The organism is Pseudomonas sp. FP215 (genome assembly GCF_030687795.1).
Classification (GTDB): Bacteria; Pseudomonadota; Gammaproteobacteria; order Pseudomonadales; family Pseudomonadaceae; genus Aquipseudomonas; species Aquipseudomonas salmasensis.
The window spans coordinates 4,475,045-4,500,191 of record NZ_CP117447.1; the positions used below are offsets into that span (position 1 = coordinate 4,475,045).

The 25,147-nt window shown below is 61.4% G+C and carries 24 protein-coding genes and 1 pseudogene; 12 read left to right on the plus strand and 13 right to left on the minus strand.

Annotated features, from left to right (window positions below; genetic code table 11):
- Positions 1-30 precede the first annotated feature (30 nt).
- Positions 31-882, minus strand: coding sequence for a transcriptional regulator CynR (gene cynR / locus PSH76_RS20275; protein WP_305492819.1), 852 nt, complete (start codon positions 880-882; stop codon positions 31-33).
- A gap of 112 nt (positions 883-994) precedes the next feature.
- Between cynR and PSH76_RS20280 the strand changes: the two genes are divergently transcribed.
- The 3 genes from PSH76_RS20280 to PSH76_RS20290 are packed head-to-tail and all read left to right on the plus strand — an operon-like array spanning position 995 to position 3,030.
- Positions 995-1,636 carry a carbonic anhydrase gene (locus PSH76_RS20280; protein WP_003189587.1) on the plus strand — a complete coding sequence of 214 codons (642 nt, stop codon included), beginning with the start codon at positions 995-997 and terminating at the stop codon, positions 1,634-1,636.
- Positions 1,637-1,664: 28 nt separating this feature from the next.
- The gene (gene cynS / locus PSH76_RS20285) at positions 1,665-2,135 is read left to right on the plus strand and encodes a cyanase (RefSeq protein WP_032892881.1); all 471 of its coding nucleotides are present in this window, start codon (positions 1,665-1,667) and stop codon (positions 2,133-2,135) included.
- Positions 2,136-2,190: 55 nt separating this feature from the next.
- Positions 2,191-3,030, plus strand: a complete 840-nt coding sequence (locus tag PSH76_RS20290) for a cache domain-containing protein (RefSeq protein ID WP_098952434.1) — start codon at positions 2,191-2,193, stop codon at positions 3,028-3,030.
- A gap of 56 nt (positions 3,031-3,086) precedes the next feature.
- Here the strand turns inward: PSH76_RS20290 and PSH76_RS20295 are convergent, their stop codons facing one another.
- Together PSH76_RS20295 and pobA are read right to left on the minus strand one after the other, a co-directional pair.
- Positions 3,087-4,604 (minus strand): MDR family MFS transporter, encoded by a 1,518-nt coding sequence (locus tag PSH76_RS20295; RefSeq protein ID WP_305492820.1) that lies wholly within the window; start codon positions 4,602-4,604, stop codon positions 3,087-3,089.
- A gap of 66 nt (positions 4,605-4,670) precedes the next feature.
- A complete protein-coding gene (gene pobA / locus PSH76_RS20300) occupies positions 4,671-5,864 on the minus strand; it encodes a 4-hydroxybenzoate 3-monooxygenase (RefSeq protein ID WP_305492821.1) in 1,194 nt (397 codons plus the stop codon).
- A gap of 180 nt (positions 5,865-6,044) precedes the next feature.
- Here pobA and PSH76_RS20305 point away from each other — a divergent pair, with 180 nt between their 5' ends.
- Positions 6,045-6,920, plus strand: coding sequence for a helix-turn-helix domain-containing protein (locus PSH76_RS20305; protein ID WP_003189581.1), 876 nt, complete (start codon positions 6,045-6,047; stop codon positions 6,918-6,920).
- Here PSH76_RS20305 and PSH76_RS20310 read toward each other — a convergent pair.
- Both PSH76_RS20310 and PSH76_RS20315 read right to left on the minus strand, forming a co-directional pair.
- Positions 6,913-7,092, minus strand: coding sequence for a hypothetical protein (locus tag PSH76_RS20310; protein WP_003189580.1), 180 nt, complete (start codon positions 7,090-7,092; stop codon positions 6,913-6,915). The two genes, PSH76_RS20305 and PSH76_RS20310, sit on opposite strands and share 8 nt — an antisense overlap.
- 91 nt (positions 7,093-7,183) lie before the next feature.
- A complete protein-coding gene (locus PSH76_RS20315) occupies positions 7,184-8,089 on the minus strand; it encodes a LysR family transcriptional regulator (RefSeq protein ID WP_044273488.1) in 906 nt (301 codons plus the stop codon).
- Between the two features lie 105 nt (positions 8,090-8,194).
- On the opposite strand from PSH76_RS20315, the gene PSH76_RS20320 reads away from it, so the two are divergent.
- The gene (locus tag PSH76_RS20320) at positions 8,195-9,061 is read left to right on the plus strand and encodes an MBL fold metallo-hydrolase (protein WP_044273487.1); all 867 of its coding nucleotides are present in this window, start codon (positions 8,195-8,197) and stop codon (positions 9,059-9,061) included.
- Between the two features lie 34 nt (positions 9,062-9,095).
- Positions 9,096-9,710, plus strand: coding sequence for an NAD(P)-dependent oxidoreductase (locus PSH76_RS20325; RefSeq protein WP_032892890.1), 615 nt, complete (start codon positions 9,096-9,098; stop codon positions 9,708-9,710).
- Positions 9,711-10,211: 501 nt separating this feature from the next.
- On the opposite strand, the gene PSH76_RS20330 is transcribed toward PSH76_RS20325, so the two are convergent.
- Entirely contained in the window at positions 10,212-11,084 is an 873-nt protein-coding gene (locus PSH76_RS20330) for a LysR substrate-binding domain-containing protein (protein WP_305492822.1), read from the minus strand.
- A 111-nt stretch (positions 11,085-11,195) separates the two neighbouring features.
- On the opposite strand from PSH76_RS20330, the gene PSH76_RS20335 reads away from it, so the two are divergent.
- From PSH76_RS20335 to PSH76_RS20345, 3 genes are all read left to right on the plus strand, one after another.
- A complete protein-coding gene (locus tag PSH76_RS20335) occupies positions 11,196-12,818 on the plus strand; it encodes a 5-guanidino-2-oxopentanoate decarboxylase (protein ID WP_305492823.1) in 1,623 nt (540 codons plus the stop codon).
- Positions 12,819-12,960: 142 nt separating this feature from the next.
- On the plus strand, positions 12,961-14,148 hold the full coding sequence (locus PSH76_RS20340) for a cyanate transporter (RefSeq protein WP_305492824.1): 1,188 nt from the start codon (positions 12,961-12,963) through the stop codon (positions 14,146-14,148).
- Positions 14,149-14,285: 137 nt separating this feature from the next.
- Positions 14,286-15,221: a LysR family transcriptional regulator gene (locus PSH76_RS20345; protein WP_305492825.1), complete on the plus strand. Its 936-nt coding sequence runs from the start codon at positions 14,286-14,288 to the stop codon at positions 15,219-15,221.
- Positions 15,222-15,328: 107 nt separating this feature from the next.
- Here PSH76_RS20345 and PSH76_RS20350 read toward each other — a convergent pair whose 3' ends face one another.
- The 3 genes from PSH76_RS20350 to PSH76_RS20360 form a co-directional block, all read right to left on the minus strand.
- Positions 15,329-15,691 carry a 5-carboxymethyl-2-hydroxymuconate Delta-isomerase gene (locus PSH76_RS20350; protein WP_305492826.1) on the minus strand — a complete coding sequence of 121 codons (363 nt, stop codon included), beginning with the start codon at positions 15,689-15,691 and terminating at the stop codon, positions 15,329-15,331.
- A 57-nt stretch (positions 15,692-15,748) separates the two neighbouring features.
- Positions 15,749-16,672: a LysR substrate-binding domain-containing protein gene (locus tag PSH76_RS20355; protein ID WP_014717462.1), complete on the minus strand. Its 924-nt coding sequence runs from the start codon at positions 16,670-16,672 to the stop codon at positions 15,749-15,751.
- Positions 16,673-16,864: 192 nt separating this feature from the next.
- Positions 16,865-17,008 (minus strand): hypothetical protein, encoded by a 144-nt coding sequence (locus PSH76_RS20360; RefSeq protein ID WP_003189552.1) that lies wholly within the window; start codon positions 17,006-17,008, stop codon positions 16,865-16,867.
- Between the two features lie 197 nt (positions 17,009-17,205).
- On the opposite strand from PSH76_RS20360, the gene PSH76_RS20365 reads away from it, so the two are divergent.
- Positions 17,206-18,513: an MFS transporter gene (locus tag PSH76_RS20365; RefSeq protein ID WP_032892897.1), complete on the plus strand. Its 1,308-nt coding sequence runs from the start codon at positions 17,206-17,208 to the stop codon at positions 18,511-18,513.
- A pseudogene (locus tag PSH76_RS20370) lies at positions 18,510-19,266 on the plus strand (substrate-binding domain-containing protein). The gene PSH76_RS20365 and the pseudogene PSH76_RS20370 overlap by 4 nt, the downstream one beginning before the upstream one ends.
- Here the strand turns inward: PSH76_RS20370 and PSH76_RS20375 are convergent.
- The 4 genes from PSH76_RS20375 to PSH76_RS20390 form a co-directional block, all read right to left on the minus strand.
- On the minus strand, positions 19,258-20,160 hold the full coding sequence (locus PSH76_RS20375; protein ID WP_032897556.1) for a LysR family transcriptional regulator: 903 nt from the start codon (positions 20,158-20,160) through the stop codon (positions 19,258-19,260). The pseudogene PSH76_RS20370 and the gene PSH76_RS20375 sit on opposite strands and share 9 nt — an antisense overlap.
- Before the next feature lie 199 nt (positions 20,161-20,359).
- Entirely contained in the window at positions 20,360-21,397 is a 1,038-nt protein-coding gene (locus PSH76_RS20380) for a histone deacetylase family protein (protein ID WP_305492827.1), read from the minus strand.
- 73 nt (positions 21,398-21,470) lie between these two features.
- Complete coding sequence (locus tag PSH76_RS20385; RefSeq protein ID WP_305492828.1) at positions 21,471-22,703, minus strand: Zn-dependent hydrolase; 1,233 nt, start codon at positions 22,701-22,703, stop codon at positions 21,471-21,473.
- An 11-nt stretch (positions 22,704-22,714) separates the two neighbouring features.
- Positions 22,715-24,031, minus strand: a complete 1,317-nt coding sequence (locus tag PSH76_RS20390) for an MFS transporter (protein WP_032892903.1) — start codon at positions 24,029-24,031, stop codon at positions 22,715-22,717.
- A 157-nt stretch (positions 24,032-24,188) separates the two neighbouring features.
- Here PSH76_RS20390 and PSH76_RS20395 point away from each other — a divergent pair, with 157 nt between their 5' ends.
- Entirely contained in the window at positions 24,189-25,130 is a 942-nt protein-coding gene (locus PSH76_RS20395; RefSeq protein WP_032892905.1) for a LysR family transcriptional regulator, read from the plus strand.
- Positions 25,131-25,147 lie beyond the last annotated feature (17 nt).

The window sequence follows — 25,147 nt, forward strand, 5'->3', positions numbered from 1 at the left end:
GTCAGATAGAGATGCGTTGGCTGGCGGGCCCTACTCCTTGATCAACGCCACAAACGCCGCACACGCAGCACTGCGATACACCCCCTTGCGGCTCAACAAGGCCGCAGTACGCTGCGGCAACGCAGGCTCGATCACCACAGCATGCAGACCCGCCTGAGCCTCAGCCAGTGCCCGGGGCAGGATAGTTGCCAGGGGCGTGCTGCGTACAATCTCGATAATCGCACTGATGGAATTGACCTCCATGGCAATCTGCGGTTTAACCCCTTGCCGGTGGCAGTAATCGTCGATGTAGCGGCGGGTAGCGAAGCCTGTGTTCAGCAACACCAGAGGCTGTTCGAGCCACGCCCGTTGATTGCGTTCGGGGTGACTGGCACTGACGACCAGGCTCAGCTCTTCGACAAACAGCGCCTCACAGTCGATCTCTAGCCCATGCTCGCCAGTAAACCCGATGCCGATATCCAGCAGGTCCTCCCCCAGCGCGGCTTCGATACGGTCTTGGGTCAATTCCTCGACGCTCAGGGTGATGCCGGGGTACAACGCATTGAACCGTGCCAGCAGCGGGCCGATCAGGTAGGCAGTAAAGGTCGGCGTCATGGCCAGGCGCAAGTGCCCTCGGCGCAAGTCCTGCACGTCGTGTATCGCACGGGTGCCGGCCTGCAGATCCTGCAAGGCCAAGCGCGCATAGCGTACGTACGCCTGCCCTGCGTCGGTCAGGCTGATGCTACGCCCGGTGCGGTCCAGCAGTGGCGCGCCCAGGTTTTCTTCCAGTTGCTTGATCTGCTGCGACAAGGTCGGTTGCGACACGTGCAGCGCCTCGGCAGCCCGCGTGAAGTTGCGATGCTCGGCAACGGCCAGCAAGTAACGGATATGACGCAACAGCATGGGCAGCGCTCCAACTATAGGCATGACTTATAGAAAACATCATAAACCGGTCTTGGACGCTATAACCGAAAACTTCCATCCTTGCCCCATCAGCGACGCAAGGAGAACCACCATGCAACATCTCATCGACGGCTTTCGCAAATTCCAACGTGAAGCCTTTACCCCTCGCAGTGACTTGTTCAAACACCTGGCGACCACGCAAAACCCCGGCACCTTGTTCGTGTCCTGCTCTGACAGCCGCGTAGTCCCCGAGCTGTTGACCCAGCAGGAACCCGGTGACCTGTTCGTCATCCGCAATGCCGGCAACATAGTGCCGTCCTACGGCCCGGAGCCTGGCGGTGTGTCGGCCACGGTCGAATATGCCGTAGCGGTGCTGGGCGTCAGCGACATTGTGATTTGCGGGCATTCGGACTGCGGCGCGATGACTGCGATTTCCACCTGCAAATGCCTGGACCACCTGCCCGCCGTGGCCAACTGGTTGCGCCATGCCGAGTCGGCCAAGGTGATCAATGCAGCCCGCACGCATGCCTCAGACGCTGCCCGCCTGGATGCCTTGGTGCGCGAAAACGTGGTCGCCCAACTGGCTAATCTCAAAACCCACCCTTCGGTCGCCCTGGCGCTGGAACAAGGCCGGATGAACCTGCATGGCTGGGTGTACGACATCGAAACCGGCGGCATTGACGCTTTGGACGGGCACACCGGGCGCTTCGTCTCCCTGCTCGACCACCCCAGCACCCGCGCCCACGCCGCCTGAACCTTATTCAACCCAAGAGGACCTCACCATGTTGCAATCCCAATTCGCCCAAACCCCACGCCTGGCCCTGGCCGACACCGTTATCGACCTCAAGGCACGCAAAAACCTGTCGTGGCAGGACCTCACCGACGGCACCGGGCTAAGCCTGGCATTCGTCACCGCCGCCCTGCTCGGCCAGCACCCGCTGCCCAAGGAGGCAGCCGATATCGTGTGCAGCAAACTCGGCCTCGACGAGGACGCCAGCCGCCTGTTGCAAAGCGTACCCCTGCGCGGCAGCTTCCCGAGCGGAGTGCCGACCGATCCAACCATGTACCGTTTCTATGAAATGCTGCAGGTCTACGGTTCCACGCTCAAGGCCCTGGTGCATGAGCAGTTTGGCGACGGCATCATCAGCGCCATCAACTTCAAACTGGACATCAAGAAAGTCGAAGACCCAGACGGCGGCTCCCGTGCGGTCATCACCCTGGACGGTAAATACCTGCCAACTAAACCCTTCTGATTTGCCACCAACCGTCTACGCTCTTGGCACACCAACAAGAACGAGGGACGGGTCAATGAAGAGACTGCTCCGATACACCTGGCTGCTGCTGTTGTGTTGCAGCCAGGTGCATGCCGCAACGGCACAGGAAGCGGATGCCCAAGCCGCCAAGGCTCTGCTGGAAAAGGCCTTGGCGTACTACCACAAGCAAGGTGACAAGGCCTTCGCCGCCTTCAGCCGTCAGGGCGAGTTCATCGACCAGGACCGCTATGTGTTTGTGGTCGATACAAAAGGCGTGCTGCTGGCCAGTGGCGGGCCCTCCTCCGCGCTGATCGGTCGCGACGTGTCCGAGGTGCTCGGGCCCGACCTGCAAGCCTCGTTCAAACAAGCCCTTAGCGTGCCCGAAGGCCAGGGTATCCAGCAGGCTGACTATCGCTGGCAGAACTGGAATGACGGCAAGGTCGAACACAAGCATGTGTTTTATCAGCGGGTGGGCGAACGCATCCTGGCGGTCGGTTATTACTTGCCGCGCGCCACGCCGGAACAGGCACGGGCGCTGCGCAACAAGGCGGTGGAGGCGTTGGTCAAGGATGAAACCGGCACGCTCAAGGCGATCAACTCTTTGCAGGGCGGCTTCCTGCAAGATGACCTGTACGTGTTCGTGGTGGACCTGAACACCCGGCGCTACGTCGCCCACGGCACCAACCTGCGCCTGATCAACACCGATTTCGCCAAGATCAAGGACCCGGATGGCAAACCGGTGGGTGTGCCAATCCTCAAGATGATGGCCGAGCAGGACCAGGGCGAATACAAATACCGCTGGAAAAACCCGGTGACGGGCAAGGTCGAGAACAAGCATGCGTATGTGCGCAAGAGCGGGCATTTCATGGTTGCGGTGGGGTATTACAGCCCCTGATCCTGATCGTTCCCACGCTCTGCGTGGGAACGCCGCCTGGGACGCTCCGCGTCCGCTTATCTAACTTTGTCTTCACGGCCGCGCAGTACTCGGTTGGGCATCGCTATCGCAGCCGCCAACCCCAGCAGCGACACTGCCGCACTCACCATCAACAAATGCCGGAACGTCACCGCCAACTCGCCGCGCAATGCATCCTGCGCCGGGCCGGGTGCGGCGTTGAGGCCGTCGAGCAGTACGTTGCCGGAACTGCCTTCGGCCATCAGTGCGCCGTTTGCCAGATGGGCGAAGCTGGAATCGTGCAACAGCGCCAGCAGCAACGCCGACATGCAGGCCACCCCCACTGCCCCGCCCAGGGAGCGGAACAGGTTGGTGGTGCTGGTAGCGACGCCGATGTCCCGCTGCTCTACCGAGTTCTGCGTACCCACCAACGAGGTCGGGAACTGCATGCCGGCGGCGATACCGCACAACAACATGAATACGCTGGTGAGCGCCACCGCCTGGGGCGCGCTGTAGGCCATGCCGAGAATCGCCAGTGGGCTCAACAACGCGCCGCTGAGGATCATCGGTTTGTAGCGGCCAGTCACCGAGGTCATGCGCCCGGCGAAATACGCGCCCATCGGCAAGCCCATCGCCAAGGGCAGCAAGTGCAAGGCCGCGCTGTCGGCACCGGCGCCGGTCACGCTCTGGTAACGCAGGGGCATCAGCACGGTCAGGGAAATCGCCTGGAAACTGGTGACAAAAATCGTGCACCAGCACAACACCGCGCTGCGGTTGGCAAACAAGTGCATGGGCAGCAGCGGCTCTCGCGCCCGGCGTTCGTGCCACACAAACGCAGTCAGCGCCAGCAGTGCGCAGGCCAGCAACCCCAGCACTTGATCGTCATGCCACGAATGGCCCTGGCCGATTTCGGTGATGCCCAGCAACAAGGCGGTCAAGCCGATGATCATCAGCCCCGTGCCGAGGTAATCGATGATGGGCTTGCGCTGCGGCACCGGCAGCCCCACCAGGGTGCGATGAGCCACGTACCAGGCGCCGGCGCCCAGCGGCAGGTTGATCAAAAACACCCAGCGCCACGACAGGTACTCGGTCATATAGCCACCCAACACCGGCCCGGCCACGCTGGCTACCGCGTACATGCTGCTGAAATAGCCCTGATAACGCCCACGCTCGCGGGGAGGAATGATGTCGCCAATGATCGCCTGGCTCACCGAGACCATCCCACCTGCGCCGATGCCCTGCAGCACCCGCGCCAGCACCAATTGCTCCATGCTTTGCGCCAGGCCGCAGAACAGCGACGCCAGGGTGAACACACCCATGCCGATCAGCATCATGGGCCGGCGCCCATACAAATCACCCAGCTTGCCGTAGATCGGCACCGCCACGGTCATCGCCACCATGTAGCCTGAGATCACCCAGGCCAGCAGGTTGACGTCATGGAACTGCGCGGAAATGGCCGGCATGGACACGGCAACGATGGTCTGGTCCAGGGCACCCAGGAAAATCGCCATCATCAGCGCGACCAGGATACTGCGCACGGCGGGGACGGTTGGAGCGGGCTGATTGAGGTGTGTCACGGCAGAACCTTCGAGCAGGGCCCATAGGCAACGGTCACCGGTGGGAATGCTCGATACGATAGCAGGCTATTCGATAGGCTCGTAAGGAAGGCCGACGTAATTTTCTGCGATGGTTTTGCGCCCGGCCTGGGAGTGAATGAAATAGTCCAGCTCGCTTTCGGCAATGCGCTGGCTGAAGCCATCCGCCTGGGGAAACTGATGCAGCATCGAGGTCATCCACCAGGAAAACCGCTCGGCTTTCCACACCCGGCGCAGGCAGATTGCCGAGTACTTTTCCAGCAGGTCCAGGCGCCCTTCGCGGTACACCTTGAGCAAGATGCGGAACAAAGTGCTCACATCGCTGGCCGCCAGGTTCAAGCCCTTGGCACCGGTGGGCGGCACAATGTGCGCGGCATCGCCGAGCAGGAACAGGCGCCCGTACTGCATGGGTTCCACCACAAAGCTGCGCAGCGGCGCGATGCTTTTCTCGATCGAGGGGCCGGTCACCAAGTGTTCGGCCAATGAGCCGGGCAGGCGGCTTTTGAGTTCATCCCAGAAACGTTCATCTGACCAGTCTTCCAGCTTCTCTTCGACCGGCACTTGCAGGTAGTAACGGCTGCGGGTCGGCGACCGCATGCTGCACAGCGCAAAACCCCGCGCATGTTTGGCGTACACCAATTCAGCGTGTACCGGCGGCGTGTCAGCCAGCACACCCAGCCAGCCGAAGGGGTAGACCCGCTCGAACACCTTCAGCGCTTGCGCCGGTATCGACTGGCGGGCCACACCATGGAAACCGTCGCAGCCGGCAATGTAGTCGCACTCCAGGCGACAGGCTTGGCCTTCATGCTCGAAGGTCAGCCACGGCTGTTCACTTTTCAGGTCATGGGGTTGAACATTGGAGGCTTCGTACAGGGTGATGGCACCGACGGCTGCGCGGGCGGCCATCAGGTCGCGGGTGACCTCGGTCTGGCCGTAGATCATCACTGACTGGCCGCCGGTCAAGGCCTTGAGGTCGATGGAGGTGAGTTGGCCGTTGAGGGCAATGTCAAACCCGTCGTGCACCAGACCCTCGGCGTCCATGCGTTGGCTGACCCCGGCTTCGCGCAGCAGGTCGACCATGCCCTGTTCCAACACGCCGGCGCGGATACGGCCTTGTACGTAATCGGCGCTCTGGCGCTCTAGAACAAGGGTTTGGATGCCGGCATTGTGCAACAGTTGGCCGAGCAACAATCCGGAAGGACCGGCGCCAATAACGGCGACTTGAGTTTTAAGGGTTTTCATTATTTTTATGGCCTTCAAGCTTCATGCGAACGTATGGAGTGAAAGAGTTGTCATTGCTCTTATGGCTGACATTTTTCACTTGAGCGAGCCGCATAAGAAGGTGAAAACTGCGTCAAAACCTGTGCTTTTCGCCAATCGGGGCGATTACCGAACCATTATCCTGAGTATCGGATTGAAACCATGACCAAAACCGCGATTCCGGTCTTCAAGCTTTACGGGGAAAGCCAGCAGTGGCCGACTCCCGATTTGTTGCACTGCGAAACCATTTCCCGGCGCAGTCGGGAATACCAGTGGGAAATCCAGCCCCACCGGCACGCGGACCTGTGCCAGTTGCTGTATGTGCACAAAGGCCAGGCACAACTGGAAATCGAAGGCCAGCGCACCACCCTCAACGAATCGAGCCTGCAAGTGCTGCCACCGCTGTGCGTGCATGGCTTTCGTTTTTCCGAGGATGTGGAAGGGTTCGTGGTGACGCTTTCGGCGCCGCTGGTCAGCCACTTGCAGGCGCAACTGGGCTCTACCGTCGATGGCCTGCACACCCTGGGCAGTTACCCAGCGGGCAAGGACAGCGATTACCTGAACAGCCTGTTCATGCGTTTGCAGGACGAATACGCCGATGATCAACCGGCACGGGACATGATGCTGCACGCCCTGGTCAGTGTGTTGTTGGTGTGGGTCAGCCGCCAGGCGATCCAGCGCCGCCATCCACGCGCACCGCGGGGTCGTGAGTACTTTCGGCGGTTTACGCAACTGGTCGAACAGCATTACCGCGAACACCCCAAGATTGAAGACCTGGCCCACAAGCTGGGTATCTCGGTCTCACACTTGAACGGGACGTGTCGGGAGTTGGGTGGGCAACCGGCGTTGCAGATCATGCATGACCGCCAGTTGCTGGAAGCCAAGCGCCTGCTGACCTACACCAGCATGACCATCAACGAGATGTCCGAGGTGCTGGGGTTTTCCGACCCGACCAACTTCTCACGGCTGTTTCGCCGCAGGGTCGGTTTTTCACCCAAGGCGTTTCGTGAACAACTGAAGGCAGAGCAGCCTACCTGAGTGCACTGAAACTGCCGGTGCGCGGAACGCATTGGTCCTGATGGCAGCTGATGGCGAACGCCGCCGGCTGCATGCGTGTTTGCTCGACGCGATAGGCGGCAGTCCCATACAGCGCTGTCGCCAATGCGCAGAGGGTGAAAATGGTCAGGTACTTTCTGGTTTTGATGCTCATGGCACAGACCTCTGAACGGATCTACAGGGTGCTGTTTAAAGCATAGGTCAACTCGCCATGATGCGATGCCATTCAGCGCGCTTATTTCAGCTCAAAGCCCGACGTCCCAAACAGGCTCTTCGGGGAAACGCAGCACCAGAAAATCCAGGAGGCTGCGCAGCGCCGAGGGCATGTGTTTGCGTGAGGCGTACACCGCGTAAATATTCATCTGGCGTGGCTCGGCGTGCGGCAGCAAGCGCACCAACTCCCCACTGCGAATCAGCTCACCAGCCTGATAACTGGGCAGCATCGCCACCCCTGCCCCGGCCAGCGTCACGCGCATTAACGTGCTGGCCTCGTTGGCCGTGATATTGCCGTGGACCGGCACCGACACGTGTTCGCCATTTTCTTCGAAATGCCACAGGCTTTTGCCGAAGTAAGAGTGGGTCAGGCAATTGTGCCGGGCCAGGTCCTCAACTTTCTGCGGCGCCGGATGCTCGCGCAGATAAGCCGGTGTGGCGCACACCACCGAGCGGCATACGGTCAGGCGCCGGGCGATCAGGTTGGGGTCCAGGTCGTTGCTGGTGCGGATCGCCAGGTCAATACGCTCGTCCACCAGGTTCACCGTGCGATCGAGCATCTGCAAATCGACCGTCACCAACGGGTAGCGTTTGACGTACTCGGCAATCGCCGCGCCCAGTTGCGCCTGGCCGAACGAGGTGCTCACGCTCAGGCGCAACAGGCCTCGGGGCGCGTCATCGGGCTCGCTGACGGCGGCCTGCATATCCCCACACAAGTCCAACAATTGCCGGCAACGCGGCAGCGTTTCTCCGCCGGCGGCGGTGAGGCTGAGCTTGCGCGTGGTGCGGTGCAGCAGGCGTGCGCCCACCCAGTCTTCCAGTTCGGCCAGGTAGCGCGAGACCACCGGGCGCGAGAGGTCCAGGTGGTCGGCAGCGGCGGATTGGCTGCCCAGGTCCACCACGGTGACAAACACGCGCATTGCTTGAAGACGATCCATTATTTGCCCGCTTTTAGAAACAAACTATGTCCCAGCATCGCATTTTTTGTCGCGTTTTATGCAACTAAGCTCTGTGCATCCCTTACCGATGGCAGGAGCTGCCCGATGTTCTCGACCTTCAAACGCTTGACCCTGGCCACCGCCGCCCTCGCCTTCGCTGCCCACGCAGCGGCGGCAGAGCTGAAACTGGACGTGTACAACCCAGGCGAAGCCGCGATCTTCCCGGTCAGCTCGGTGCTGGTGAGCGGCGAGAAAGACGCGATCCTGGTGGATGCGCAATTCGGCAAAGGCCAAGCCGAGCAACTGGTGCAGAAGATCCGCGCCAGCGGCAAGCACCTGACCACCATCTACATCAGCCATGGCGACCCGGACTACTACTTCGGCCTCGACACCCTGACCGCCGCCTTCCCCGACGCCAAGGTGCTGGCGCCACAGCCAGTGGTGGACCATATCAACGCCACCGTCGCCGACAAGCTGGCCTTCTGGGGCCCGAAAATGGGCGCCGACAAGCCGGCCAAGACCCTTGTGCCGCAAGTGCTTAAAGGCCACAGCCTGACCCTGGAAGGGCAACAGCTTGAAGTGGTGGGCCTTGACGGCCCGCAGCCGGATCGCAGCTTTGTGTGGATCCCGTCGATCAAGGCGGTGGTCGGTGGTGTGGTGGTCGCTGAAAATATCCACGTCTGGATGGCCGATACCCAGAGCGCGCAATCCCATAAAGACTGGTTGGCTACGCTCAAGCGCATTGAAGACCTGAAGCCCAACACCGTGGTGCCGGGCCATTACCTGGGCAAGCCGTCGCTGGCCTCGGTCACCTTCACCGCCGATTACATCAAGGCCTTCGACCTCGAAACCGCCAAGGCCAAGGATTCCGCCGCACTGATTGCGGCCATGAAAAAACGCTACCCCACCCTCGCCGACGAAAGCTCGCTGGAACTGAGCGCCAAAGTCGCCAAGGGCGAAATGAAGTGGTGATTGGTTTTAAACCCTAACCCTGTTGGAGAACATCATGAGCAAGATCGCAATCATTGGTGCAACCGGCCGCGCCGGTAGCCAACTGCTGGAAGAAGCCCTGCGTCGCGGGCATACCGTGACCGCCATCGCCCGCAATACCGACAAGCTGGCTGTGCGCCCAGGCGTGACGGTCAAACAGGCAGATGCCCTGGATGCCGAGGCCTTGCAACAGGCCATCAGCGGCAGCGACGTGGTGATCAGCGCCGCGCACTTCTCCACCCTCCCCGCCAGCGCCGTGATCGGCCCGGTGAAAAAGGCCGGCGTGAAACGTTTGTTGGTGGTCGGCGGCGCAGGTTCGCTGCTGTTGCCCGGTGGCGGACGCGTGATCGACAGCGAAGGCTTCCCGGCTGAATATAAAGCTGAAGCCAGTGCAGGAGCTGACTTCCTGGAAACGCTGCGCCAGGAAAAAGAACTGGACTGGACCTTCCTGTCGCCCTCGGCCCTGTTCGACGGCACCCAGCGCACCGGCAAATTCCGCCTGGGCAAGGATGATCTGCTGGTGAGCAGTGACGGCACTAGCTCGATCAGTTTTGCCGACTTCGCCATCGCCATGCTGGATGAAGTAGAAAACCCGAAGCACTCTCGCCAGCGCTTCACCGTCGGCTACTGACCCAACGCCGTCAACGCTAACCACGATGCGAAGCGAGTAGCTCTTGCTCTGCTTTTGATCTGCTTTTGATCTTAGGCGCCCCGTTAAACCACGCTGGCCGGAATTCGACAGGGATTTGGGGGGTAAACCGGCAGGGATGCCGGTTTAGCCGCCCCGCGCCATGGATGGCGCGTGGCGGCGGCCCCCCAAATCACTGGCGGATTACGGGCACACCGAGCCTAAGCGAGGTGCCGAGTGGTGGGGCAAGAGCCCTTTGGTTACTTTGGGGCTTTTCCAAAGTGACCCGCCGTCAGGGCGGAACCCTAAGCGGCCGTTACCGCAGCAATGGATATGTACCCAATCCAACTGTGTTGACAGTCAGGCCGCCTTCGCGAGCAAGCCCGCTCCCACAGTTGGATCGTGGGGTGCCAGGTAGATAGGTGTCGGCTGTCAGGCCGCCATCGCAGGCAAGCCAGCTCCCACAGTTGGATCGCGGCGAGTCAGGTGGATAGGCGCTGGCTATCATCCCACACCGGCCTCACTGACCAACCAATCCATCAGCTCGACCAACCCAACCGACGGTTCCTTCCCCGGCGGATACACCAAGTAATACCCCATCCCCGTCGACACCCGCAGCTCAAACGGCATCGCCAACCGCCCCGCCTTCAGATCCTCGCCAATCAGCGCACTGTCGCCCATCGCCACCCCGGTGCCCTGGGACGCCACAGTCATTGCCAAGTCCAACGTTTCGAAGTGATGCCGTTGGATGGGATCGCTCAAGCAAGCATTGGCAGCCTTGAGCCACAACGCCCAGTCGCGCTCGTCTCGGGTCGGGTGCAACAGCACCTGATGCTGCAAATCCTGCGGCGTACGCAAACTGCCCAGCAACCCAGGCACGCAGACCGGCGTAAGGCGCTCGTCGAACAGATGCCGCGCCTCGGCCGGCTGCTCGGCGATAGGCCCGTAGATCACCGCCGCGTCAAACGGCTCACGACGAAAGTCGACGTTATAGGCCACCGTCGTGGTGAGCTCCACCGGCACATCCGGGCGCTCTTTTTGCCATTGCAGCAAGCGTGGCAACAGCCAGCGCATCACGCAGGTTGACGCTTTGAGCTGCAAGGTTCGGCGCCGGTCACCGATGTGTTCCACCGCGTCAGCGAGCAAGCCGAACACCTGTTGCGCGCACGCCAGCCATTCTCGCCCCTCCTGCGTCAGGCTCAAGCCACGCGCCTGGCGCTGGAACAACGCGTAGCCCAACTGGCTTTCCAGCCCAGCCACCTGCCGGCTCACCGCGCCCTGGGTGATGTGCAGGTGTTCGGCAGCACGGGTGAAGTTGCAGCACTGGGCCGTGACCCAGAAGGTGTGCAACGCAGATAACGGTGGAAGGCGTTTCATCGGGGCACAGCCATGACGGGAGGACATGGCGAGTATGACTTTTTATCGATTGTTGCCGCCACCGGCCAACCGCTCCAATAGCGCTTTGAATCCATCACAAGAGCGACCTGTATGGCGACCTGCGGCGAAGTATTGGTGCACCTTTTGGAAAGCTACGGCGTGGACCACGTATTCGGCATCCCCGGCGTGCACACCGTGGAGCTGTACCGGGGCTTGGCGCGCTCCAGCATCCGACATATCACCCCCCGCCACGAACAGGGCGCCGGCTTCATGGCCGACGGTTATGCGCGCACCCGTGGCAAGCCCGGCGTGTGCTTTATCATCACCGGCCCCGGCATGACCAATATCACCACAGCCATGGGCCAAGCCTATGCCGACTCGATCCCGATGCTGGTGATATCCAGCGTGCAGTCACGCAGCCAACTGGGCGGCGGGCGCGGCAAGTTGCATGAGCTGCCGAACCAGAGCGCGCTGGTGGCCGGGGTGGCGGCGTTCTCCCACACCTTGATGTCGGCGGCGGAACTGCCAAGTGTGCTGGCGCGGGCGTTTGCGGTGTTCCAGGCCGGTCGGCCGCGCCCGGTGCATATCGAAATTCCCCTGGATGTACTGGTGGAAAATGCCGACGCGTTGCTAGGCAGCACGCCCGTCAGCGTCGCCCGCGCCGGCGCAGCACCGGCGGCCGTGCAGCAGATGAGCCAGAGGCTGGCTGCGGCCAAGCGCCCGTTGATCCTGGCCGGTGGCGGCGCCATTGACGCAGCCGCCGAACTGACCCGTCTCGCAGAAGCCCTCGGCGCGCCCGTGGCCCTCACCATTAACGCCAAGGGCATGCTGCCCGCCGCGCACCCGCTGCTGATCGGCTCCACGCAAACCCTGCTCGCCACCCGTGCCTTGGTGGCTGAAGCCGACGTGGTGCTGGCCATCGGCACGGAATTGGCCGAAACCGACTACGACGTCACCTTCGCCGGCGGTTTCGACATGCCCGGTGCGCTACTGCGCGTTGATATCGACCCGGACCAGACCGTACGCAACTACCCGCCTCAAGTTGCGCTAGTGGCCGACGCACGCATCGCCGCCCAGGCGCTGCTCACCGAAGTGAACCGCCAGCCATTGGCGCCTCACACGCCCGATTGGGGCACCGCACGCGTCGCCCGCTTGTGGGCCGAGCTGGAACCTGCGTGGGACGCTGCGACGCGCGCGCAAACCCGGTTTCTCAACGTCGTTCTGGAGGAACTGCCCGGCGCGGTGTTCGTGGGCGACTCCACTCAACCGGTGTACAGCGGCAACCTGACCCTGAACCTCGACCACCCACGCCGCTGGTTCAACGCCTCCACCGGGTACGGCACCCTGGGTTATGCCCTGCCCGCCGCCATTGGCGCCTGGCTCGGGCGCGGCGATGGCCAACCGGTGGTGTGCCTGATCGGCGACGGCGGGCTGCAATTCACCCTGCCGGAACTGGCCAGCGCGGTGGAGGCCCGTACACCGGTGATCGTGCTGTTGTGGAATAACCAGGGGTATGAAGAGATCAAGAAGTACATGGTCAACCGTGACATCGAGCCAGTGGGTGTGGACATCTACACGCCGGACTTTATCGGTGTGGCCAAGGCCCTGGGCTGCGCGGCGCAAAGCGTCCAAGGCATTGAAGCGTTGCGCACGGCTTTACGTGCCGCCGCTGATCGCCAGGGGCCGACGCTGCTTGAAATCGACCAGGGGCGGTGGGAGTTACCGAGCCTGTAATCCCGGCCTGATAGCCAACGCCCACTGCGCGCTTACCTCACCACTCGGCATCCGCATTTTTTCAATAGCCCCTGCGACTTTCTGATTTGCCCCGCTACACGCTGCATGGCCTGATTCGCCCTTGTTCATTCAAGGCAAGCCCATGGAAAACGTTCAGGCAAAATCCACCACCGCCGTATGGCTGATGATCAGCGTGGTACTCGTCGCCCTCAACTTGCGCCCCTCGATGGCAGCCGTGGGGCCGCTACTGGCGTCGATTCGCGCGGATGTGCCACTAAGTTTCAGCAGCGCCGCCTTACTGACCATGTTGCCGGTCATGACCATGGGCCTGGCGATGTTCTTTGGCATGGGCCTGGCCAAGCGCGTGGGCGAGCATCGCAGCATTGTGTTGTCGCTGCTGGTGATTGGGCTGGCGACTGTGTCGCGGCTGTTCCTGGATGCGGCGCGGGAGTTGATCGTGAGTGCCATTTCCGCGGGTGTCGGCATTGCGCTGATCCAGGCGTTGATGCCGGCGCTGATCAAGTCGCGCTTCAGCGCCAATGTGTCGTTATTCATGGGCCTGTATGTCACCGCGATCATGGGCGGCGCGGCCTTGGCTGCTTCGTTCTCGCCGTGGGTGCAAGCCCACACCGGTAGTTGGCGTATCGGCCTGGCAATCTGGGCAGTGCTGGCGTTGCTGGCCCTGGTGTTCTGGTATGCCCAGCGTTCGGCCCTGCCGCCCTTGCCTCAGGCCGGCTCAGGCCCCCAGGAGGCATTTTTCAGCAACCGCCGCGCCTGGTTGCTGGCGATCTTTTTTGGCCTCGGCACCGCGTCCTACACCTGTGTACTGGCGTGGCTGGCACCGTACTACGTCGAGCAGGGCTGGAGTGAACAGAATGCCGGCTTGCTGCTGGGCTTCTTGACCGCCATGGAAGTGATCTCCGGCCTGGTCACCCCCGCCATCGCCAACCGCCGCCAGGATAAACGCGGCGTGGTGGCGGTGCTGCTGGTGCTGATCATCCTGGGCTTCTGCGGCCTCATTCTCAGCCCGCAACACTGGAGCCTGTTGTGGCCCTGCCTGCTCGGCCTGGGCATTGGCGGCCTGTTCCCGATGAGCCTGATCCTGTCCCTGGACCACCTCGACAACCCGCGCCGCGCCGGTGGCCTTACCGCGTTCGTGCAGGGCATCGGTTATCTGATTGCCGGCCTGTCGCCGCTGATCGCCGGCATGATCCGCGAGCAGTTGGGCAGCTTCGAATGGGCCTGGTGGTCATTGATGGCCGTGAGCGGGCTGATGCTGCTGATCGTGATGCGTTTCAACCCGGCGCATTACGCACGGCATATCCGCTGACGTCGTATTGCAAACACTTTTTGTCCCACACAAAACATTGAAGCGTCCTACAGAGCTTTCTATTGGTACGAGCGTTCCGTTAACATTTTGCTCAGTCTTGTACTGAGTTCGGTACAAAGGGTTTACGGACGAAACCGATGCTAAACAGTAACTTGCTCAGAAAGCTCGATATGCAGGATTTGATGGTGTTTATCGCCGTCTACGACCAGAGCAGCGTTACCGAGGTGTCCGAAACGCTGTTCGTCAGCCAGTCCACCGTGAGCTATAGCCTGAAGAAACTGCGCACCAGCTTTGAAGATGAGCTGTTTATCAACACCCGCGCGGGCATGCGCCCTACGTACAAGGCCACCACCATGTACGAGCATGTGCAGAAGATTCTGGAAAGCATCAACCTGTGCCATGCCGGTGGCCAGGCGTTCGACCCGACCCAACAGGCGGTGACCTTCAATGTGTGCGCGCCGGAATATTTCGAACAGTTGATCCTGCCGCGCCTGCTCAAGCGCTTCGACCATGCCGACCTGCCGGTGATCGTCAACGTGCAGAAGCTGGAAACCGAGATCCCCGCCGACGACTTGCGTGAAGGTCGCCTGGACCTGGTGATCTGCTTCGGCCCGCACTTTCACCGCGCCCACAAAGACTTCAAGACTCAGATGCTGTTGGAGGACGATCTGGTCTGCGTGTGCGACCAACGCTCGGCGCCCAGGGAACCGGCGTTCAGCCTGCAATCCTTCGTTGAGCGACGCCACGTATTCCCAACGCCGTGGACCTCCGACACCAACATGATCGACGGCTGGCTCGCGCGCCAGGCCCGCAAGCGCCAGGTGATCGCGCGGGCCAACAGCTACAGCGCGGCATTGAAGATGATTGCCGGCACCGACTTCATCGTCACCCTGCCCCGCCGCGTGCAAAAGTTGCTGGCACCGGCGCCGGCATTCAGCGTTTGCGAAGCCCCCAATGGTTTGCCGGGTTTCACCCTGGATATGCAGTGGAACGAAACCAGTGGACAGGACAGCGCCAATACCTGGTTTCGTGAACAAGTGGTGAAGGTGTGTGCAGACCAAGGCCTCTTGTAGGAGCGAGCTTGCTCGCGAAGAACCAGAGTGCGCCGTTGTGAAACAGGCACCCCGCGTTATCGTTAGCGATTTTCGCGAGCAAGCTCGCTCCTACAGTAGGGGTGGGGTCAGCCGATGGCGATTTTGCTGTAGGAATCGCGGTCAATATCCAGCAGTTCGACACTCAGTTGTACCTGCACACCGTCGGGCCATGGGCCCAGGTCCTGAAGCACCGCCAGCAGGTTTTCTGACAGCTGTTTCTTGACCTGCGGCGAACGCCCGCTCAATAACGCCAAACGCACCGCGACAAAACCCCGCTCACCCAGGCCAGTGCCGACCCGAAATCGCTCGACCGTCACCGCACGGCTCTTGATGTCGAACTCGGCGCCGAACTGACCGGAGGCCACCAACGCATGGTTAAGGCGCAACAAGGCCTTGTCGGTGTCCAGTTGCGTCAGGTTGGCGGTGTGTTCCAAGTGCAGGTGCGGCATGCTTTTCTCCGAGTTTTTTGTAGGAAGATGCCCAGCTATATACCACGGAAAAACACCTCAAGCCTTGGCCACCAGCCCTCTATCACTCATGAAGGCCTCCAGACGCGAGCGCATCCAGCGTTCCGCCGGGTCTGTGTCAACGTGGCTGAGCCACACCATGGACAAATCCAGGGTCGGGGTTTCGAACGGGAATGGCTCGCAGAACAGGTTCCCGCTGGCGGCCATGGCCTGGGCGGTGTAATCCGGCAGGCTGGCGATCATGTCGGTACCGGCAAGCAAGGCCGGCAACGAACTGTATTGCGGCACCGAGAGCACTACATGGCGTTTGCGGCCCACCTCTGCCAGCCACTCATCGGCAAACCCGGCCACGTTGGCGGTGTGGGACACCAACACGTGGGGCCGTGCGCAATATTCGTCGAGGGTCAGCGGTGTGTCCGAAGCATCGGCGCGCAGCAGGCACGGGCGGATGTGCCGCAACAGCTTGCGCTTGGCATTGGCCGGCAGCCCGCGGGTCTGGGTGATGCCGACGGTAATATCGCCGGAAGCCAGCAGGTCGGGAATGCGCCAATAGTCCACATGCTGCACCACAAACACCACCTGCGGCGCCTCCTGGCGCAAGGCGCGCAGCAAGGGTGGCAGCAGGCCGAACTCCACGTCATCGGACAGGCCGATGCGGAAAGTCATGGTGCTGATGGACGGGTCGAAATCATGGGTCAGGCTCAGGGCCGAAGACAGCGAGTCCAAAGCCGGCGACAGGTGCTGGATGATCTCCTCGGCGCGCGCCGTAGGCTCCATGCGATGGCCGACACGAATAAACAGCGGGTCGTTGAACAGGGTACGCAGGCGGTTGAGGGCCGAGCTGATGGTCGGTTGGCCGAGAAACAGCTTCTCCGCCACCCGCGTCACATTGCGCTCGAGCATCAGTGCTTCGAAGACCACCATCAAGTTGATGTCGGCCTTGCGTAATTCATTGCGATTCATCGGCGCCTGCCCCTTTCCCCAAGACAAGCGGCAGTTTAGGAAGGCTGCGGGGCTGCGTCTATGTGCACGGTAAAAACATGTGGGAGCGGGCTTGCTCGCGAATGCAATGGTTCAGCCGACGACTCCGTTGACTGACACGCCGCCTTCGCGAGCAAGCCCGCTCCCACAATTAGACCGCGTTTTACCTGATGCTCAGGGCTTCAGCGGGCGCTCCTGGTCACGCTCGGAAAGCTCGGTGCCGTCGTCCGGATGCTTCCAGGTTTGCGGCTTTTCGTCTTCGCGCGGCTGCCGGGGTTCTTCACGCTCCGGCTTGTTGTGCTGCTGTTCGTTCCCCATAGCGATCTCCGCCGATAAGAATTGGACCCAAATTCAAGCATAGAACACGGCAGGCCGTTTTGAAGCCGGCTCAGATTGATAGCCAACACACATCAATCAATCCAAATTTGTCACTTATCATTTCTAAATGTGTCAGCCACTATCCCAAGTCTTAAGCGAAACAAGCACTTTAAAAAGAACGCTGGAGACACAAAACCATGACGACCCCTTCCCGGCCTGCGGCTGCCCCCTCGAAAGTAGGCGCGGTATTGCGCGTGACTTCGGGCAATTTCCTCGAACAGTTCGACTTCTTCCTGTTCGGTTTCTACGCCACCTATATCGCTGCCGCGTTCTTCCCGGCCGCTAATGAGTTTGCGTCATTAATGATGACCTTCGCCGTGTTCGGCGCGGGCTTCCTGATGCGGCCATTGGGCGCGATTATTCTAGGTGCCTACATTGATGACGTGGGCCGCCGCAAAGGCTTGATCGTGACCTTGTCGATCATGGCCAGCGGTACGCTGCTGATCGTGCTGGTGCCGAGTTATCAGACCATCGGCCTATGGGCGCCATTGCTGGTGCTGTTGGGGCGCCTGCTGCAAGGCTTCTCGGCCGGCGCGGAACTGGGTGGCGTGTCGGTGTACCTGTCCGAAATGGCCACGCCAGGCCGTAAAGGCTTCTACACCAGCTGGCAGTCGGGTAGCCAACAGATCTCCATCGTCGTCGCCGCGGCCCTGGGTTATGGCCTGAACATGTGGATGGAACCTGCGGTGGTGGCCGATTGGGGCTGGCGGATTCCGTTTGCCGTCGGTTGCGTGATCATTCCGTTTATCTTTGTGCTGCGTCGCAACCTGCAGGAAACCGAAGAGTTCGCCAAGCGCAAGCATCGCCCGACCATGCGTGAAGTGATGGCGACACTGGTGAAGAACTGGACCGTCGTCATCGGCGGCATGCTGATGGTGGCCATGACCACCACCGCGTTCTACCTGATCACCGTGTACGCACCGACCTTCGGCAAAACCGTGTTGCACCTGAGCACCTCGGACGCCTTGCTGGTGACCTTGCTGGTCGCGATCTCGAACTTCTTCTGGCTGCCGATCGGCGGCACGTTAAGCGACCGCTTCGGCCGTAAACCGGTGCTGATCGCCATGACGGTGCTGACTGTCCTTACGGCTTATCCAGCGCTGTCCTACGTGGTCAACGCGCCCAGCTTTGCGCACATGCTGGAGACCCTACTGTGGTTCTCGTTCCTGTATGGCATGTACAACGGCGCGATGATCCCGGCGCTCACCGAAATCATGCCGGTGGAAGTGCGCGTGGCAGGTTTCTCCCTGGCTTACAGCCTGGCAACAGCCGTGTTCGGTGGCTTCACGCCAGCGATTTCCACCTGGTTCATTCACATCACCGAAGACAAGGCTTCACCTGCGTACTGGATGATCTTCGCCGCGCTGTGTGCCTTGTGTTCGACCCTGGCGTTGTATCGCCGCGCCAACACCCGTGGCCAAGTCATGCAGGAGGCCGCGCAATGAAGCCGTTGTTCAAGACCCTCGCTGCTGTCGTCCTCGGCACCCTGGCGCTGACCGCCCAGGCCGAGCAACTCAAGGTCATGACCTCGGGCGGCTTCACCGCCGCGTATAAATTGCTCGGCCCGCAATACGCCGAGCAAAGCGGGGACACCCTCGACACCATTCTTGGCCCGTCCATGGGCAAGGCGCCGGAAGCGATTCCCAACCGTCTGGCCCGTGGAACACGCCGATGTGGTGATCATGGTCGGCTATGCCCTGGATGAACTGATCAAACAAGGCAAAGTCGACCCCGCCTCCCGCGTGGAATTGGCGGACTCGCGGATCGGCCTGGTGGTGAAGGAAGGTGCGGCCAAACCTGCGATCAATACCGATGCCGAGCTCAAGGCTGTGCTGAGCAAAGCCAAGTCGGTGGCCTATTCCGATAGCGCCAGCGGCGTGTACGTCGAGAAGCAATTGTTCAAGAAACTCGGCATGCCGGCCAAAGGCACCATGATCGAACGCGTACCGGTGGGCGAGCAGGTAGCCAAGGGCGATTACGAAGTCGGCTTGCAGCAAGTGGCGGAGTTATTGCCGGTCAAGGGCGTGACATTTGTAGGCAAGATCCCGGAAGACGTGCAGTCCGTTACCCGTTTTGCCGCCGGTATTCCGGTGAACGCCGAACACCCGGAGCGGGCCAAGGCGCTGTTGCAGTTCATGGCATCGCCCGAGGCCCAACCGGAGGTGCAATCCACCGGCCTGGACTCAGTGTCACGCTGACCGGAACGGCATCTCCCGCACCAAACGCTCCAACTCCAGCGCCGCCGGTGGCAACGTCCGCCCCCGGCGCTTGATCAAGCCCACATTGCGCAGTACGTGGGGCTCCACCAGCGGCACACTGACCAGAATCGGGTGAGTGTGCGCCGGCATCGCAATCGACGGCACCATCGCTACGCCCAACCCCGCCTCCACCAGCCCGATCATCGTGGTCACGTGGTGCGTCTCGCAGATACTCGGCTTTTTCACCCGCACCCCACGCAGGGCCTGGTCGAGCAGGAAGCGGTTGCCCGACGTCTTGTCCACCTCGATGTAGTCATGCTCATAGGCCTCGGTCCAGCTCACGCTGTCACGCCCAGCCAACGGGTGGTCACGCCGACAGGCCAGCACGTAGCGCTCCTGCAGCAGCAACTCGAATTCCACCTCATCGGCCAGGCTGCCGCTGAAACTCACGCCAAAGTCCGCCTCGCCGCTGGCCACCGCATTGCTCACCTCGCCGGCACTGGCATCCAGCACCCGCAGGCGAATCTTCGGGTACAGCTTGTGGAATTCGGAGATCACGTGGGGCATGAAGTAGTACGCGGTAGACGGCACGCAGGCGATGGTGACATTACCCATGCGCGTCGAGGCAACGTTGCTGATACCCATCAGCGCGATGTCGAGGTCATCGAGCATGCGCTCGACCTGGGGCAAAAACGCACGTCCGACCATGGTCAGGCTGACCCGCCGCGTAGTGCGTTCGAACAGCTTTACATCCAGCGCCGATTCGAGCTTTTCGATACGCCGGCTGAGGGCCGGTTGCGAGATACGGATGGCCTCGGCAGCGCCACGAAAACTGCCCTTGTCCACCACGGCGCGGAAGGCTTGGAGGTCGTTGAGGTCGAAGTTGATGATCACGGGAGGCAGGCCAAAGTGGTCGAGGTGGCGAGCATTATCGTATGGGAACCGGTGGGGCGCCATGTGTGCCGAGAGGGTTTGCCGAGATCATCCTGTTACACATATGAAGTCATACATATCAGCAGGTTATCGGCCGCCGAACGAGCGCCCATCAATGTATGAAAAGCCTGCTGAAAACTGATCAACAGGCTTTTAGCACTTAGTCGCCTGATCGCTTCTCCCAAGCCGCTGGCGTACTGAAAAACGCCTGAGCGTTACTGTCCAGCGTCTCCAGGTGATAACCACCCTCCTGCACGATCAGGCACGGCAACCCCAGCCCTCGAATGCGCTGCCCCAACCGCGCAAAGCCTTCGCGCGTCACCGCGACTTTGCTTTGGGGGTCCAGCTCATAGATATCAAAGCCCAGTGACAACACCAGCACATCCGCCGAGAAGTCCTTCACCGCCGCCAGGGCCTGCTCCAGCTTTTCGAAGAACACCGCTTCGCTGGCACCATGGGCCATCGGCAGGTTGAGGTTGTACCCTTCGCCGACGCCGTTGCCTTTTTCCTCGGCAAAGCCTGCTACGCCCGGATAGAAGTTGGTTGGGTCACCGTGAATCGACACATACAGCACGTCGTCGCGGTCGTAGAAAATTTCCTGGATGCCTTGGCCGTGATGCATATCGGTATCGAGCACGACGACACGCTGGAAACCTTGGCGCAGCGCTTGCGCAGCCACGGCCGCATTGTTGATGTAACAGAAGCCACCGGCCGCGTCGAAGCGGGCGTGATGGCCCGGGGGCCGGCACAAGGCGTAGGCGGCAGGTGCGCCATCGAGGATGTCACCCGCTGCGGCGACGGCGCTTTGGGCTGACCAATAGGCCGAGCGCCAGGTCAACTCACCGATGGGGCAACTGCCATCGGCCAGGTAGCGTGCCGCCTGGGCCAGGATGCCGCGCAACGCATTGGGTTCACGTACGAAGATGTTGGACATGACTTCGTCACCCCAGTCTTCGGGGATCTCTTTCCAACGCTGGTGAGCCTCTTGAAGAAAAGCCAGGTAGGCGCCGCCGTGTACGGCGAGCAGCGGGTCCATACCGTAATCGGTGGGTTGCCGGATATCGAAGCCCAGGGTTTGCGCAGCCAGCAGCAGGTTGCGCGCACGCTCGGGAACCTCCTGGGGCGTGCGCATCTGGCCGCGGGAATAGTAGCTGCGTGGATGATGCAGGAGTTGTTCGGGGTGGAAAAACGTCTTCATAGGATGCTCCTGAGTAAACACGGCACCTGTGGGAGCTGGCTTGCCTGCTCCCACAGGGGTACGGCGTCGGCCTTTAGAAATGAACGCGCCCGGCGCGTTTCAACACGGCGTTGAGCAAGACATCGGTGCCCTGGCGCACATCGTCGGGCAAGACATCTTCGGCTTCGTTGTGGCTGAGGCCGCCGACGCAGGGGATGAAGATCATCGCGGTGGGGCAATAGCGCGCCAGGTGAATCGCATCATGGCCGGCGCCGCTGACGATGGTCTGCTGGCTGTAGCCCAAGGCGTCCACCGCAGCCTGCACGCAGGCCACGCACTCGGCGTCGAACGGCGTGGCCGGGCTGATCCAGTGCGGGGTGATGGTGACGCTTAGGCCACGGTTGTCCGCGATTGCCTGCAGGCGTGCACGCACTTGCTGCTCCATGGCGTCGATGTCGGCGTCGCGGTGATGGCGCAGGTCGACGGTAAAATTGAGCAAGCCGGGAATGGTGTTGCGCGACGAATTGGCAATGCTCAGTTCACCCACCGTGGTGAGCCCCTGCGGGGCAAAATCGGCGGCGAGGTTTTCCAGGGCCTGGATCATTTTTGCCGCGCCGTACAGCGCATCTTTACGCAACGGCATCGGCGTGGTGCCGGCGTGCGCGGCCATACCTTCGACCCGCACATCGAGCCAACGAATCGCTTGACCACCGGTGACTACGCCGATGCTGTTGGCGTTGTCTTCCAGGATCGGGCCTTGCTCGATATGCGCCTCAAAATACGCATCCACTGCGCCACCCAACGGGCGCTCGCCGTTGTAGCCGGTGGTGCGCAACGCCTCGGCCACGCTGATACCGTCGACATCGGCGGTGGCCAGTGCCTTGTCCAGGGCGAGCGTGCCGGTGAATACCGCCGAGCCCAGCATGGCCGGGGTGAAACGGGCGCCCTCCTCGTTGGTCCACACGGCAATTTCCAACGGCTTGCGCGTCTGGATACCCTGGTCGTCGAGGCTGCGGATCACCTCCAGGCCAGCCAACACGCCGTACACGCCATCAAAGCGCCCGCCTTCGGGCTGGGTATCCAGGTGGCTGCCCATCATCACCGGGGCGGCGTCATTGTCGGTACCCGCGCGGCGGGCGAACAGGTTGCCGATAGCGTCCACGCTCAACGTCAGGCCAGCGGCTTTACACCAGTGACTGAACAGCTCCCGACCGGCCTTGTCTTCAGCGCTCAATGCCAGACGGCAGCTGCCACCGCGTGCTGTCGCGCCGATCTCGGCCATGGCCATCAGGCTATGCCACAGGCGCTCGCCATTAATCTTCAACATTGCTGACTCCCTCAACTGTGTGCCATTTCCAGGCGGTGGGCCGTGGCGTGGCGGCGGGACAAAGCGAGTACACACACCAACGACACCCCTGCGATCACGCTGTAGAACACCGCCATCGGCCACCATTGGCCCAGGTATTGATGGGCCAGCCAGGTGCCGATCAGCGGCGTCAAGCCACCGGCCAAAGCGCCGCAAACCTGATAGGCCAGCGAGATCGCGGTGTAGCGCACACGGGTTTCAAACAGGCCGCTGACATAACCTGCGATCACGGCGTAGAACGACGCCATGCACACCACCGCCAAGGCAATGCCGAGGATGATCAAGGGCGCCTGGCCGCTGCTGACCAAGACGAACATCGGATACGGCGAAGCCATTGCCAGTACGCACATGGCGCACAGGAACCGCGTAGCGCCCACCTTCTCTGCCACCCAGGCGGCCAATGGCTGGACGCAGAACTGGATAATGGCCACGAAGAACAGACACTCCAGGATCAGCGATCGCGGTAGGTCCAATTGCTGAGTGCTGTAGGCAATCATGAAGGTGTTGGTGAAATACACGCCGGCAATCCCCAACGTGTTGGCGCCAATGCACAACAACAGTGGGCGCCAAGCCGTCTTCAACACTTCCAGCACAGGGGCTTGGTCTTTCTTGATGGCGCGGGCTTTTTCCGCCAGGGCTTTGTCTTCGAGGAACTCCGGCGACTCGTTCACACCCAGGCGAATCGCCAGGCCGACCACCAACAGCAAGGCACTGGCCAGGAACGGCAGGCGCCAGCCCCAACTGAGCAGGTCTTCTTCCGGCAGACGGGTGACAGCGCTGAACGCCAGCAAGGAAAGAATCAAACCGGCCGGGCTGCCCAACTGCGCGAAGGATGCAAAGAAGTTACGGCGCCCCTTTGGCGCATGTTCCCCGGCCATCAACACCGCCCCGCCCCACTCACCACCAACCGCGATGCCCTGCACCACGCGCAGCAAAATCAGCAACACCGGGGCCGCAGCGCCGATCTGCGCATAGGTCGGCAACAGGCCGATGCACACCGTCACCACGCCCATCATCACGAGGGTGATCACCAGGGACTTCTTGCGCCCGATGCGGTCGCCGATATGGCCGAACACCACGCCACCCAACGGCCGCGCAAAAAAGCCCACGGCGAAGGTGCCGAATGCGGCCATGGTGCTGAACAATTTATCGTCAGAGGGGAAGAACAATTGACCGAACACCAGCGCGGCGGCGGTGGCATAGATGTAAAAGTCGTACCACTCGATCATGGTGCCGATAAAGGCGGCGGCCGCGGCACGGCGAGGCTGCGGCGAAGCGGAAGGCTTCATGGGGCTGGCTCCTTTGGTTATTTTTTTGGCAGGAGAAGGACAAACCGAGGCGCTCTGTTGGCGCTTGTTAAGCCCGATTTTTCGGCCCGGGGCTATGATTAGTCAATTTTCTATTTATTATCTTGATTATAAGAACTGCTTATTATCGAGCGACCCCATGCCCGAATCCCGTCGCAATATTCACCCCCTGCTCAATGACCGCCTGGACTGGAACCTGCTGCGCACCTTCCGCGTGATCGGCCAGGAACTGAGCATCAGCCGAGCCGCCGCCCGCCTGCACCTCACGCAACCGGCCATCAGCCAGGCGCTCAAGCGCCTGGAAGAGCAGCTCGATTGCCAGCTCATCCTACGCCGTGGCCCGCGCTTCGTGCTTACCGAGGCCGGTGAGCAGATCTTCGCCATTGCCGGCGAGATGTACGGCCAGGTCTCGCAGATGAGCAATGCCCTGCAAAAGCCGGGTGATGAAGTGATCGGCAAAGTGCGCTTGCTGATGATCAGCCGGATTAATTCCGACACTTTCGATGACTTTCTCGCAGGCTTTCATCGCGAGCATCCACGGGTAGACCTGGAGGTCGAAGTGATGCGCAGCTCCGACATCGTCGCCGCCCTGCTGGAAAAAACCGCAACCCTGGGGCTGAGCCTCAACCGCCGGCCACAGCCGCGCCTGGAACAGCATCTGTTTCTACGTCAGCGCTATGCGTTTTTTTGTGGGAAACACCACCCCTTGTTCGGACGCACAGGCTTGGTCGAAGGGGACTTGCAGTCGGAAAACTTCGTGAGTTTTACCAGCGACCAGATCGGCGGGATGCTCTCGCCGCTGACGATTTTTCGCGATCAGCAAGGGTTCGGCGGGCGGATCGTGGCGTCGTCGTCCAGCCTGGAAGAAGTGCGGCGCCTGGTGATTGCCGGGTATGGCCTGGGATGCCTGCCGGTGCACGTGGTGGCCGAGGATGTGCAGAACGGGCTGCTCTGGCGGCTGCCGCCGGATGAGGGCATTGCGGATGTGGATATTCACGTGCTGTGGAACCGGGAGCAGAAGATGAGTCGGGCGGAAGGGGTGTTTATTGAGTGTCTTTTGGGGCGGTTGGCCAGAACATAATTGGCCGTATTCTAGTG